This is a genomic window from Candidatus Pseudoscillospira sp. SGI.172, from assembly GCF_050313575.1.
Classification (GTDB): Bacteria; Bacillota; Clostridia; order Oscillospirales; family Oscillospiraceae; genus Vermiculatibacterium.
Map to the genome: position 1 here is coordinate 1 of NZ_JBNPLQ010000003.1, position 13341 is coordinate 13341.

Sequence of the window (13341 nt, forward strand, 5' to 3'; positions counted from 1 at the left end):
GCCGTAAGAGCTCCGCACCGCCAGGATCAGCTGGCGCAGAGGCTCGTAGAGGCCGCAGGCGGGGTCAACGGCATCGTAGTCCTTCACCTGGCCGCCCAAACGGACCTTGCACCGGCCGGAGCCGTCCCCGGCGGGGAGGAAACCCTCGTTCTCGCTGTTGAGGAAGTCCTCCTCCGACCAGAAGAGGGTGAATTTGTCCTGATAGGGCCGGCTGTCATAGGGGCAGAAGGTGGCGCAGTTGCCGCACTCGTTGCACATGCCGTCCACGTGGATGATCTGGGCGGCGGCCATGCCGGGGACGGCGACGGCGATATTGGCCCGGTTGGGACAGACGCTGGCGCAGGTCTCGCACACGGCGGCGCAGCCCAGGCAGCGCTCGCTCTCTGCGCAGGAGGAGCAGTCGGTGCACACCTCGCCCCGCTTGCTGCGGAGCTCTGCCCGGTCAAAGTCGGCGTTGGCCGCGGCAAAGCGGTCCGCCCCCGCGTCGGTGCCCAGGATGGCCTGACAGACGGCCAGGGCATCGGCCATGGCCTCCACGACGGTGGCGGGGCCCCGGCGGGCGTCGCCTGCGGCGTAGACGTTGGCCGCGCTGGTCTCCAGGCTTTCAGGGTTGACCACGGGCCTGCCTCTGCGGTCCAAGGCCAGGTCGCTGCGGCGGAAGAAGGCGGAGTCCACCCGCTCTCCCACGGCGGCCACCACCGTGTCGGCGGGGATCTCCCGGAGCTCGCCGGTCTCCGCCGGGGTGCGGCGGCCGGAGGCGTCCCGCTCGCCCAGCTTCATGACCTTGCAGGTCAGCCTGCCCTCCGCCAGGGCCATGGGAGCCAGCAGGGGCAGGAAATCCACCCCGTCCGCCTTGGCCAGCGCCAGCTCCTCTTCGTCGGCGGGCATGTTACGCTCGTCCCGGCGGTAGACCAGGGAGACGGTCTCCACCCCGGGCAGGCGCCTGGCGCAGCGGGCAGCGTCCATGGCGGTGTTGCCGCCCCCCACCACGACCACGTGTCTGCCCACGGCCATCTTCTCCGGAGCGGCCTTGGCCTGGCGCAGGAACTCCAGCGCGTCCAGCGCGCTCCCCTGCTCCAGCGCCAGCTCGCCCGGCATCCAGGCGCCGGTGGCGAGGATCACGTCGGTGAAGCCGGCCTGCTGAAGGGCTTCCACAGAGTCCACCGGGGCATTCAGCCGGATCTCGGCGCCCATGGCCTTCACCAGCTCTACGTCCCGATCGATGGCGCCGCCGGAGATGCGGAATTCGGGAATGACGTGGCGGACCACGCCGCCCAGGGCGCCGGTGCGCTCAAAGAGGGTGACCGGCACGCCGGCCCGGCCTAAGTAGTAGGCCGCCGCCAGACCGGCGGGGCCGCCGCCCACCACGGCCACCCGCTTGCCGGAGACCGGCGCGGCGGGCTTCAGAGAGGGCAGCAGCGCGGCAAAGCCATGCTCGGCAGCCTCCAGCTTGACCTGGCGGATGTGGAGGGACTCGTCGTAATTGCCCCGCATGCACTTGTCGGCACAGTGGTGGGGGCAGATGGTGCCGGTGATGAAGGGCAGGGCGTTGCGCTGGGTGATGACCTCCAGCGCCTCGGTCCACTTCCCCTCCCCCGCCAGCTTCAGGTAGGCGGGAATGTCCTGATGGATGGGGCAGCCGGAGCGGCAGGGGGCGGTGAAGCAGTCGATGAGGGGCACCTTTTCCGTGAGCTTTTTGCTGGGGATGGGCTTGATGGGCTTGCGCCGCTGGGGATCGGTGGGGATGGCCGCCACCAGGGCGTCCACCTTCGCCGCGTCCACGCCGGACCAGGGCTGGGAACCGCAGCCGGAGAGGATCCGGCCGATCTGGCAGAAGCGCTCGTAGCCCCCGGGCTTGAGGACGGTGGTGGCCATGGTGATGGGCCAGATACCCGCCTCAAAGAGGTCCTTGATATTGTGGGCGTCCGCGCCGCCGGAGTAGGAGATCCGCAGTTTTCCGCCGAACTCCTTCGTCAGCATCCCGGCCAGAGAGAGGGTCAGGGGGTAGAGGGAGCGGCCGGACATGTACATCTCCTGGCTGGGCAGCTCTCCCGCAGCCACATCCACGGGGAAGGTGTTGGTGAGCTTGACTCCGAACTCCAGCCCCCGCTCGGCGCACAGGGCCTGAAGGCGGCGGAACATGGGCAGGGCGTCGGCCATCTGAAGATCCTCCACAAAATGGTGGTCGTCAAAGACGATGTAATCGAAGCCCAGGGAATCCAGGGTCCTGCGGGCGAAGTCGTAGCCCAGGAGGGTGGGATTGCACTTGACGTAGGTGTTGAGCCCCTTCTCCGTGATGAGGTAGGTGGCGATGCGCTCGATCTCGTCGGGGGGACAGCCGTGGAGGGTGGACTCGGTGATGGAGCGGGAGACCACCGGGGTGATGGTGTTGACATAGGCGGCGTCCACATTTTGGAAGCGGTCCAGATGGGTCAGGGTCCAGTTCAGACATTCCGCCCAGACCTCGGAGCGGGAGGCGTCCTTCATCCCCTCGATGTAGGCGTCCACCTTGGGGCTCTGGATGCCCTTGAGGTCGTAGCCCACGGACATGTTGAACACAAAGCCGTCCGGATCGCCCAGGCCCAGCTCTTTGGCCAGCAGCTTGCAGGCAAACCAGGCCTTCACATACTCGGCATAGGCCTGGGGGACGGTGAGCTCGGTGGACCACTCGCAGTTGTAGCACTCATCGGCGGCGGTGATGCAGGGCTTTGCCACACACTTGGACAGCTCCTCGCCGTCCATGATCTGGACGGTCTTCAGCTCAAAGAACCGGCATCCCGCCACATAGGAGGCGATGAGGTTCTGGGCCAACTGTGTGTTGGGTCCGGCCGCGGGGCCGTAGGGGGATTCGATCTTCTCGGCAAAGAGGGGCAGGGCCTGTCCATCGGTGTGCCGGGGCATCTTGTCGGAGAGGACGCCGAAAATGGCGCCGTGGTCCCGGTGCTCGGTGAGCACCCAGTTCATCAGGTGGGAGAAGGAGATGGGGCGCATGATATCGCTCATGGAAAGAGACCTCCAATCTAAAAATCAAAGTGAGATGGCCAAAGGGCTCAGTAAGCGCGGTGGTTCAGCTCGCCCCACAGCTTTTTGGACTGCTCCAGGCAGAAGGCCCGGACGGCGGCCTCGTCGATGTCCACGAACTGGCGGTCCCGGTAGAGGAGCCTGCCGTTGATGATGGTGGTGGTGCAGTCGTGGCCCTGCATGCCAAAGAGCATGTGGCCGTCGATGTTCTCGTGGGAGAAGGGGGTGAAGTCGCGGTAGTCCATGACGATCACGTCGGCGGCGGCGCCGGGCCGGAGCACGCCCAGGGGCTTTTCAAAGTAGCGGGCGCCGATCTTGGCGTTGTTCTGGAAGAGCATCCCTGTGGCCTCGCCCCAGCCCGCATTGGGCATGCAGGCATTGTGGCGCTGGATGGTGAGCTCCGCCTTCAGGCTTTCCAGCATGTCGTGGGTGTAGGCGTCGGTGCCCAGACCGATGAGGATGCCCTTTTCGAACATCTTCAGCACGGGGGCGCAGCCCACCGCGTTGCCCATGTTGCTCTCGGGGTTGTTGACCACCATGGTGTCGGTTTCCCGGATGAGGTCCATCTCGGCGGGAGAGACGTGGATGCAGTGGCCCAGAATGGTCTTGGGACCCAGAATGCCGTTGTAGTAGAGCCGGTTCACCGAGCGGCAGCCGTAGTTCTCCCGGGAGTCGATGACGTCGTTCATCCCCTCGGAGACGTGGATGTGGAAGCCGGTCATCCCGTCGTTGGCCTTGACCATCTCTTCAAAGGTCTTGTCGGAGATGGTGAAGAGGGCGTGGCCGCCGAACATAGCCTTCATCATGTCAGAGTTTTTCTCCTTGCAGTGGCGGGCGAAGGCGGCGTTTTCCTCGATGGACTGCCGGGTCTTTTCCGCCCCGTCCCGCTCGGAGACCTCGTAGCACAGGCAGGCACGGATGCCCATCTTTTCGCACACCTCTTCGATGGCGAAGAGGGAGCCGGGGATCTCCCCGAAGCTGGCGTGGTGGTCGAAGATGGTGGTGACGCCGTCCCGGATGCACTCCAGGATGGTGGCGGCGGCACAGGCCCGGGTGCCGTCCAGAGTCAGGTGGCGGTCGATGTTCCACCAGGTGCCCTCCAGCACCTCCAGAAAGTTGGTGGGGTTGTTGCCCTCAATGGCCAGGCCCCGGGCCAGACCGGAATAGATGTGGGTGTGGGCGTTGATGAATCCGGGCATGATGACGCCGCCTTTGGCGTCCACAAATTGGGCCTTGGGATACTTGGCTTTCAGCGCGGCGGTAGACCCCACTTCCCGGATGACTTCACCCTCCATGGCCACGGCGCCGTCGGCCAGATAGGGCGTAGCGGGATCTCTCGTGATGACTCTTCCGTTTCCCAGCAGCAGCATGGTAATTCCTCCTTCATGTTGTTCCAAAGTGTCAAAAAAACACCCATTCCGGTGCGGAATGAGCGTCTCGTCGTCGGCAGGCGCGGCCGACGGGAGCGAGTCCTCATTCAGCCCGTGCGCAAAGCACTTCGTTGCAGCCATAACCGGGTATTCGGTTGTTTTTCGCGGGGGGAGAGCGGTCCCCCCCTCTTATCGCCCCTATCCTATCATATTTTTTGGGGAAAGGCAAGTCTGTTTTCACGCTTATTTTTTTTCAACCAAACAATTTTTCTTGAAATTACAAGCCGGTATGATATAATAGAACAAAAGTAAGATTCATGCCATTTTTGCGCTTACGCGACCAATTTCGCGGCCCGGAAAGGGCTCATATTTTGAGAAAGAGAAGGAGGGATCCGGATGTCGGAAGCTACATCCATGGAATTCCTGTTCCATCTGGCTAAGGGACTGGCCAGACAGTTTGGACCCAACTGCGAGGTGGTGGTTCACGACCTGGCCTCCAATGATGAGGACAGCTCCATCGTCGCCATCGAAAACGGACATGTTTCCGGGCGCAAACTGGGGGACGGACCGTCCCACATTGTGCTGGAGGCCCTGCGGGGAGACCCTGCGGCCCTAAAGGATCATTTTGGCTATCTCACCAAGACCAAGGACGGCAAGATCCTGAAGTCCAGCACGATCTTTATCCGGGACGACGATGAAAACCCCGTGGGGATCTTTTCCATCAACTACGATATCACCATGATGCTCTCTATGGAGGAGACTCTGCGTCAGTTCACTGCCGCCGAACAGAGTCAGAAGGAGCCGGAGCCCATTGCCCGAAACGTCTCCGACCTGCTGGACGAGCTGATCGACCAGAGCGTGAAGCTGGTGGGCAAGCCGGTGCCCCTGATGAGCAAGGACGACAAGGTGAAGGCCATTCGCTTCCTCAACGACACCGGGGCTTTCCTTATCACCAAGTCGGGAGACAAGGTGTGCAAATATTTCGGAATTTCCAAGTATACGCTTTACAGTTATATCGATGAGGCCAAGGAGAACTGACGCCGGCGTCAGCTTCTGGGAGGAAGAATAAAAAAACGGCCCGGACCCGAGGTCCGGGCCGTTTTTTATTTACTTCTGACGGAACTCCGCGTCAGTGGGGTCGTTGGTTGGATCATCGTCGGACAGGCGCTCCATCACGTCATCGGTCACGGCCGCAACGGCGGTCTGCTGGACTTTCTCCAGGTCGTCCGGGGGCAGGATCAGGTTGAGCGCAATGGCCACAAGGGTGGAGAGGACCACGGAAGAGGAGCCGAACACGGCGGTGACCCAGGTGGGGAAGCCGGCCAGGCAGCTGCTGCCCACCGTGGTGACGCCCACGCCCAGCGCCACAGACAGGCCCACCACGGTGGAATTGCGCATGGTGAAGGTCTGGGAGGTGATCATTCGAATGCCCGTCATGGTGATGGTGGCAAACACCGAGATGGTGGCGCCGCCGATGACACACTGGGGAATGGTGGTAAGCACTCCGGCAAACTTGGGGATGAAGCCGGCCACAAGAAGGACCAGCCCGGCGAAGGCAAAGACCATCTTGTTGACCACCCGGTTGACGGTGACGATGCCCACGTTCTGGCTGTAAGAGGCGGAGGGCAGGCCGCCGAAGAGGGAGCCCACTATGCTCATGACGCCCTGACCGATGATGCCGCCGGAGAGTTCCTTGTCGGTGGGCAGCCGGTCCAGGCCGCCCAGGGTGGTGGAGCTGAGGTCGCCGATGGTCTGCACAGAGTTGACGATATACATGATGGCCATGGAGACACAGGCGCTGATATTGAACTCAATGGGGAAACGGAAGGGGGCCGCCACTTGGAACCAGGGGGCGGCGGAGATGCCGGAGAAGTCTACCATGCCCAGGAACACAGCAAGGATATAGCCTACGATCATGCCCCAAAGAAGGCTGCCCAGTTTCCAGATGCCCTTGCCGAAGTTGTTGAGGATAAAGACTACAGCCAGGGTGACAAAGGCCACCAGCCAGTTTTTCATGGAGCCGAATTCTGCGCTGCCGGCCCCGCCGGCCATGTACTTCACTGCGGTGGGATAGAGAGACAGGCCGATGGTGAAGATCACGGTGCCGGTGACCAGGGGCGGGAAGAATTTGCGAATGGGCTTGACAAAAATGCCGAAGAGGATGGCAACGCATCCGCCCACCAGCTCCGCGCCCAGAATGGTTCCCAGGCCGAATTGGCCGCCGATGGCGGTGAGGGTTGGCACATAGGCGAAGCTGATACCCATCACCACAGGCAGACCGGAACCGATCCGCCCGAAAATGGGAAAGAGCTGCAGGAAGGTGGCCAGAGCCGTCAGGATGAGGGAGACCTGGATCATCAGGGTCCGGTCGTCTCCGGTGATCCCACAGGTGTTGCAGACGATGATGGCGGGAGTAATGACGCCCACGATCGCGGCCACAACGTGCTGGAGGCCCAGCGGGATCAGTTTTCCCGCCGGGGGGAGGCCGCGCATTTCAAATACGCTTCCAGGGGACTTTTGAACGGGAGTAGACATTTTCATCGCCTCACACAAAAATTTTTTATTACTAAACTTTATTTGTGCGTTTATCATACTTGTTTTTTTAACCGGATGCAAGGGGAAAATGGTTAGATGAAATGTAGAAAATAAAAACAAAACTTTATAAAAAACAACCAAAACAATCCGTTTAGTGGGGTTTATTTTTCCTCAATAAAAAAGGCGCTCCGTCCTTTGGGACGGAGCGCCTGAAACAGAAAGACCTGTTTACTTGACTGCGATGACCTCGATCTCCACGAGACCGCCCATGGGCAGAGCGCCCACCTGGAAGCAGGAGCGAGCGGGGACCTCGCCCTTGAAATAGCTGGCGTACACCGCGTTGAAAGCGGCGAAGTCCTTGATGTCGGCCAGCAGGCAGGTGGTCTTGACCACATCGGAGTAGTCCATGCCGGCTTCCTTCAAAATAGCGCCCAGGTTCTCCAGGGACTGCTTGGCCTGGCCCTCGATGCCCTCGGCCAGCTTACCGGTGGCGGGGATGAGGCCCAGCTGACCGGAGGTGTACAGGGTGTTGCCGCACTGCTTGGCCTGGCAATAGGGGCCGACGGCGGCGGGGGCATTCTGGGCGGCGATGGTCTTGTTCATTTCAAATTTCCTCCTTTGAAAATGTAAGATGCTTTAGCATCACGCCACATTCCATTATATCTGAAAATAAAAAAAATACAACCCATGAAACAGCTTTTCTTGACGGAAGAAAAAAGTGGGCGTACACTGATTCAGTTCTCTTTGCCCCGGCAAAGAAACGGGAAAAGGGAGGGAAAGGACATGGACAGTTTGATTTACAGCCTCACTGCCACAGTGCCGGTGTTCCTGGTCATTGTATTGGGATATGTGCTCCGGCAGATCGGCCTTCTGGACGGCGGCTTTGTCACGGTGTCCAATGCCTTTAATTTCCGGGTCACGCTGCCGGTGCTGCTCTTTTGTGACATGGCTGGCTCCCATCTGCGGGAGGAATTCGACGTCAGGCTGGTGCTGTTCTGCGCAACAGTGACCACGGTGATGTTTTTTGCCATCTGGTTTCTGGCCCGGCTGCTGCTGCGGGACAAGAGCCTGGTGGGGGCGTTTGTCCAGGCCTGCTGTCGCAGCAGCGTGGCGGTGCTGGGGGTGGCCTTTATCACCAATATCTATGGAAATGCAGGAATGGCGCCACAGATGATCCTGGGCAGCGTCCCTCTGTTCAATATTTACGCGGTGGCGGTGCTCGCTTTTGAGGGGGAGCATACCGGCTCGACCGGGGACAACCTGATCCGGGCCGCGATGGGAGCGGTCACAAACCCCATCATCATCGGTCTGGCGCTGGGGATGCTCGCCTCCCTTCTGGATCTCTCCTTCCCGCCGATGGTGAATAAAACCCTCGGCATGGTGGGTGGAATGGCGACGCCCCAGGCCCTGATCTGCATTGGGGCCGGATTTGAAGGGCGCAAGGCCGTCGCCAGGCTCAAACCCACCCTGGCCGCTACGGCGGTGAAGCTGATGGCACTCCCGGCGGTCTTTCTGCCGTTGGCGGTACTTCTGGGCTTCCGGGAACAGGCGCTGCTGGCTATTGTCATCATGCTGGGTTCTCCGGTCACCCCCAGCAGCTACGTGATGGCCAAAACGATGGGCGGCGATGATGTGCTGACCTCCAGCGCGATTGTGGCAACCACTCTGTTGTCGGCCTTCACGCTCACCTTCTGGATCTTCCTCTTTCGGCAGTTGGCTATCTGGGATAGCAAAAATGAGAAAATTTATTTTGCATAGAGAAAATATTTCTTATAATGAAAATTGGGACCGGCTGGAAAGCCGGTCCCAATTTTTGAGGGCTGTTCTTTACTTTTTCTTGGAGGCCAGACGCATCCGCTCGCCGTGGTCCAGCACCCGCTTGCGCAGACGCAGGTTTTCGGGAGTGACCTCCAGCAGCTCGTCGTCGGCCAGGAACTCCAGATCCTGCTCCAGGGACATCTGCCGGGGGGTGGTGAGACGCAGGGCGTCGTCAGAGCCGGAAGCCCGCATGTTGGTCAGCTGTTTTTTCTTGCAGACGTTGACCGAGATATCCTCCTGCTTGGGGCACTCGCCCACGATCATGCCGGCGTAGACGGGCACGCCCGCGCCGATGAAGAGCACACCGCGCTCCTGGGCGTTATAGAGGCCGTAAGTCACTGCCTCGCCGGTCTCGAAGGACACCAGAGAGCCGGTGCTCCGTCGGGCGATCTCCCCCTTCATGGGGGCGTAGTCCTCAAAGACGGAAGCCATAATGCCCTCGCCCTTGGTGGCGGTCAAAAACTCGTTGCGGTAGCCGAACAGGCCCCGGGAGGGCACCAGGAACTGGGCCTTCATCCGATTGCCGATGGGGGTCATATCCAGCAGGTCTGCCTTTCGGCGGCCGAGCGCCTCGATACAGGTGCCGATGGCGTCGGCAGGGACGTCCAGTACCAGCCGCTCGATGGGCTCGCACTTTGTGCCGTCGATTTCCCGGAAGAGGACGCGGGGGGGAGAGACCTGGAACTCGTAGCCCTCCCGGCGCATGGTCTCGATGAGGATGGACAGGGACATCTCGCCCCGGCCCGCCACGTTGAAGGAATCGGTGCTGTCGGTCTCGGTGACCTTCAGGGACACGTCCTTGAGCATTTCCCGCTGGAGTCTCTCCCGAATCTGGCGGGAGGTGACGAACTTGCCCTCCCGGCCGGCGAAGGGGGAGTCGTTGACCGAGAAGGTCATCTCCATGGTGGGAGCGGAGATCTTCACAAACTCGATGGGCTCCACCGCGGCGGGAGAGCAGATGGTGTCGCCGATGGTGATGTCGCCGATACCGCTCATGGCAATGATGTTGCCGGCGGTGGCGGAGTCGGTGGGCACCTTGGCCAGGCCGTCGAACTCATAAATGGCGGTGGCCTTGGCCTTTTTGGCCGGGGCGTCGGGGGCGTGGAAGTTGCACACGGCGATCTCGTCGTTCTGCTTCAGTGCGCCACGCTCGATCCGGCCGATGGCGATCCGGCCCACAAACTCGTTGTAGTCGATGGAGGAGACCAGCATCTGGAAGGGCTGGTCCACATCGGCCTCGGGAGCCGGGATATAATTCAGAATGGTGTCGAACAGCGGGGTCAGATCGGTGCCCGGCACGTCGGGGGAATAGCTGGCGGTGCCCTGCCGGCCGGAGCAGAACAGCGTGGGAGAGTCAAACTGCTCCTCGGTGGCGTTCAGATCCATCAGCAGCTCCAGCACCTCATCGCACACCTCGTGGATGCGCTGGTCGGGGCGGTCGATCTTGTTGACCACCACGATGACCCGGTGGCCCAGCTCCAGGGCCTTGCTCAGCACAAATCGGGTCTGAGGCATGGGACCCTCGGCGGCGTCCACCAGGAGGATGACGCCGTTGACCATTTTCAGAATGCGCTCCACCTCGCCGCCGAAGTCGGCGTGGCCCGGAGTGTCTACGATATTGATCTTCGTGTCCTTATAGTGGACGGCTGTGTTCTTTGCGAGAATGGTGATCCCCCGTTCCCGCTCCAGGTCCCCGGAGTCCATCACGCGGTCCACGGTGGCCTGGTTTTCCCGATAAATGCCGCCCTGCTTCAACATCTCGTCCACCAGGGTGGTTTTGCCATGGTCAACGTGGGCGATGATGGCGACGTTTCTCAAATGCTGATCCTGCAACTTCCTGCACCTCAAATCTTTCCGCTGGTCAAAAATTCATGATTTTCACATACAGCTTCGTATTATAACCCGCGAAAGGAAAAAAAGCAATGTGATTTACAGAAAAAGTAAGGACAGACGACAAATTTCTTTTCAAAAATGCCGTCTGCCCTCTTGCTTTCAGTCTGTTTTTTCAAAAGAAACGCGATAAAGCGCATTTCCCGGGAAACTGTCACAGGGGCAGGCCGGTGAGCCTTCGGCGGAGCAGGTCGAAGGCATGGCTGGCCGCCACGGTGCGCACCCGCTCCCGCGGCCCGGCGGCGTGGACGGTGCGGACGAAAACGCCGCCGTCCCAGGCCAGAGCCACATAGACCAGCCCCACCGGGTTGCCCCGGTCGTCCGGATCCGGCCCAGCCACTCCGGTGGCGGACACCGCCAGATCCGCCCCCAGAGCCCGCCGGGCCCCTTCGGCCATGGCCTCCGCCACTGGGGCGGACACTGCGCCGAATTGATCCAGCAGCTCCCGCGGTACCCCGAGAACGCCGTGCTTGACTTCATTGGTGTAGCTCACCACTCCGCCGTGAAAGACGGAGGAGGCCCCCGCCAGATCGGTGATGCGCTTGGCGATAAGGCCGCCGGTGCAGGATTCGGCACAGGCCAGGGAGAGGCCCTGGTCCTTTAAAAGGGCCAGGCAGACCTCTTCCAGGGAAGAGACGTCCACACCGTAGACCAGGGGGCCGAACCGGCTGCGCAGCTCCTCCTCCACCGGGGCGATGAGGGCTTGGGCGGCGGCGGGGTCGGGCGCCTTGGCGGTGATGCGCAGTTCCACCTCCCCCTCCTTGGCGTAGGGGGCCAGGGTGGGGTTTTTCATGGCGTTCATCTGATCCCGCAGCTGGAACTCCACCGCCGACTCCCCCATGCCGAAGATCCGCAGGGAGCGGTTGACGATGGCCCCGTCGGCCAGGCCGGCCAGATAGGGCACCGCCCGGGAGCGGAACATGGGCCCGCACTCGGAAGGGGGGCCGGGGAGCATGAGCACCCAAATGCCGTCCGCTTCAAAGCCGCAGCCGGGGGCGGTGCCCCGGTCGTTTTGGAAGGGGGTGCAGCCTTCGGGGAGATAGGCCTGCTGATAGTTGTTCTCCGTCATGGTCCTGCCGCTTTCCGGATGGAGCTTTTGGAAATAGGCCTCCATCCGCCGGGCTGCCTCGGGGTTGTAGACCAGTTTTTTCCCAAAGGCTTCGGCCAGGACGTTTTTCGTCAGGTCATCGCAGGTGGGGCCCAGGCCGCCGGTGGTGATGATGAGGTCGGCCCGGGTCTTGGCGATCTCCACGGCCTTTTTCAGCCGCTCCGGGTTATCGCCCACCACGGTGTGGTAGTAGACGTTGATGCCCAGGGCGGACAGCTCCCGGGAGAGGGTCTGGGCGTCGGTGTTGGCGATGTTGCCGAGGAGCAGCTCGGTGCCCACGGCGATGAGTTCGGCGGTATGAGACATAAGCAGGACTTCCTTTTTTTGTAAAGTGTGGTCGAAAAAAGAAAGAGAATCTCCGAAAAAGATCCACAGGCTGTGGATGAAAAATTACTCTGCCCCGATGCGAATGCGCTCGATGTTGTCCACGGCGTCCTTCACCATGGCTTCCACATCCAGCTTTTCCTCGGCGGCGGCGCACTCTTCCATGGTGGGCCTGAGCTTGGGGTGCTTGGGGGTAAAGACCGTGCAGCAGTCCTCATAGGGCAGGATGGAGGTCTCAAAGGTGCCGATCTTCCGGGAGATGCGGACGATTTCCTCCTTATCCATGCCCACCACGGGGCGGAAAATGGGCAGGGAGGTCACCGCGCCGGTGCACTGCATGGCCTCCATGGTCTGGCTGGCCACCTGGCCCAGGCTCTCGCCGGTGACGATGGCCCCCGCCCCAACGCGGCGGGCCACTTCGGCGGAGATGCGCATCATGAACCGGCGCATGAGGATGGTGAACAGCTCCTCGGGGCAGGAGCGGCGCAGCTCCTCCTGAATGGCCGTGAAGGGGACCACATGGACCACCAGCCGTCCCGTCCAGGGGGTCAGGAGCCTGGCCAGGTCCAGCACCTTCTGCTTGGCCTCCTCGGAGGTGTAGGGATAGGAGAAGAAGTGGACCATATCCAGACACAGGCCCCGCTTGGCCATCATCCAGGAGGCCACGGGGGAGTCGATCCCGCCGGAGAGCAGGCTCACGGCATGGCCGCCCATGCCCACGGGCAGGCCGCCCGCGCCCGGCTCGGTGTTGCCGTGGATGAAGGCCGCGTCGTCCCGGACCTCCACATAGACGGTGAGGTCGGGGTGGTGCATGTCGGCGGTGAGGTGGGGATAGGCGTCGTCCAGTTCTCCCCCGATGTACTGGGAGATCTGGATGGAGTTGAGGGGAAAGGCCTTGTCGGAGCGCTTGCTCTCTACCTTAAAGGTGCGTGCGGCGGCCAGCTGGGGGGCCAGGAAGTCCTTCACGGCGGCCAGCATCACGTCCTTGTCCTTCTCACAGGCGCGGCAGCGGCACACCCCCGCGGCGCCAAAGACCTTTTTCATGGCCTCGAAGGCCCCGTCCATGTCGCAGTCGTCGTTCAGGGGCTCCACGTAGGTGATGGACTGCTTGGTGGTGACCTGAAAGGAGCCCAGGGCGCGCAGCCGCCGCCTGGCGTTGGACATGAGCTTTTCTTCAAAGCTCCGGCGGTTCAAGCCCTTCAGGACCAGCTCGCCCAGTTTTAAAAGGATGATCTCATTCAATGGAAAAACCTCGCTTTTTTTAATATGGACGGA

9 protein-coding genes are annotated in these 13341 nt (G+C 61.6%); 2 read left to right on the forward strand and 7 right to left on the reverse strand.

The window, feature by feature from the left end:
- Positions 1–3003 (reverse strand): putative selenate reductase subunit YgfK (gene ygfK / locus ACQRD3_RS02265; RefSeq protein ID WP_427779564.1); only part of this gene is annotated, 3003 nt, incomplete at its 3' end.
- A gap of 47 nt (positions 3004–3050) precedes the next feature.
- A complete protein-coding gene (gene ssnA / locus ACQRD3_RS02270; RefSeq protein ID WP_427779565.1) occupies positions 3051–4391 on the reverse strand; it encodes a putative aminohydrolase SsnA in 1341 nt (446 codons plus the stop codon).
- 396 nt (positions 4392–4787) lie between these two features.
- On the opposite strand from ssnA, the gene ACQRD3_RS02275 reads away from it, so the two are divergent.
- On the forward strand, positions 4788–5429 hold the full coding sequence (locus tag ACQRD3_RS02275) for a helix-turn-helix transcriptional regulator (protein WP_080906876.1): 642 nt from the start codon (positions 4788–4790) through the stop codon (positions 5427–5429).
- A 69-nt stretch (positions 5430–5498) separates the two neighbouring features.
- Here the strand turns inward: ACQRD3_RS02275 and ACQRD3_RS02280 are convergent, their stop codons facing one another.
- Together ACQRD3_RS02280 and ACQRD3_RS02285 are read right to left on the reverse strand one after the other, a co-directional pair.
- Entirely contained in the window at positions 5499–6926 is a 1428-nt protein-coding gene (locus tag ACQRD3_RS02280) for a uracil-xanthine permease family protein (RefSeq protein WP_427779567.1), read from the reverse strand.
- Between the two features lie 228 nt (positions 6927–7154).
- Positions 7155–7529: a RidA family protein gene (locus ACQRD3_RS02285; protein ID WP_080906872.1), complete on the reverse strand. Its 375-nt coding sequence runs from the start codon at positions 7527–7529 to the stop codon at positions 7155–7157.
- A 180-nt stretch (positions 7530–7709) separates the two neighbouring features.
- On the opposite strand from ACQRD3_RS02285, the gene ACQRD3_RS02290 reads away from it, so the two are divergent.
- Positions 7710–8684 (forward strand): AEC family transporter, encoded by a 975-nt coding sequence (locus ACQRD3_RS02290; RefSeq protein ID WP_427779569.1) that lies wholly within the window; start codon positions 7710–7712, stop codon positions 8682–8684.
- Positions 8685–8753: 69 nt separating this feature from the next.
- Here the strand turns inward: ACQRD3_RS02290 and typA are convergent, their stop codons facing one another.
- The 3 genes from typA to thiI form a co-directional block, all read right to left on the reverse strand.
- Positions 8754–10577 (reverse strand): translational GTPase TypA, encoded by a 1824-nt coding sequence (gene typA, locus ACQRD3_RS02295; RefSeq protein WP_080906871.1) that lies wholly within the window; start codon positions 10575–10577, stop codon positions 8754–8756.
- A 211-nt stretch (positions 10578–10788) separates the two neighbouring features.
- Positions 10789–12048: a competence/damage-inducible protein A gene (locus tag ACQRD3_RS02300; RefSeq protein WP_427779572.1), complete on the reverse strand. Its 1260-nt coding sequence runs from the start codon at positions 12046–12048 to the stop codon at positions 10789–10791.
- Between the two features lie 84 nt (positions 12049–12132).
- Complete coding sequence (thiI, locus tag ACQRD3_RS02305; RefSeq protein ID WP_427779573.1) at positions 12133–13308, reverse strand: tRNA uracil 4-sulfurtransferase ThiI; 1176 nt, start codon at positions 13306–13308, stop codon at positions 12133–12135.
- Between the last annotated feature and the right edge of the window lie 33 nt (positions 13309–13341).

Coding starts and splice junctions, on each gene's coding strand:
- ACQRD3_RS02290 (WP_427779569.1), top strand. CDS start 7,710: ATGGACAGTTTGATTTACAGCCTCACTGCCACAGTGCCGGTGTTCCTG.
- ssnA (WP_427779565.1), bottom strand. CDS start 4,391: ATGCTGCTGCTGGGAAACGGAAGAGTCATCACGAGAGATCCCGCTACG.
- ACQRD3_RS02285 (WP_080906872.1), bottom strand. CDS start 7,529: ATGAACAAGACCATCGCCGCCCAGAATGCCCCCGCCGCCGTCGGCCCC.
- ACQRD3_RS02280 (WP_427779567.1), bottom strand. CDS start 6,926: ATGTCTACTCCCGTTCAAAAGTCCCCTGGAAGCGTATTTGAAATGCGC.
- ACQRD3_RS02300 (WP_427779572.1), bottom strand. CDS start 12,048: ATGTCTCATACCGCCGAACTCATCGCCGTGGGCACCGAGCTGCTCCTC.
- ACQRD3_RS02275 (WP_080906876.1), top strand. CDS start 4,788: ATGTCGGAAGCTACATCCATGGAATTCCTGTTCCATCTGGCTAAGGGA.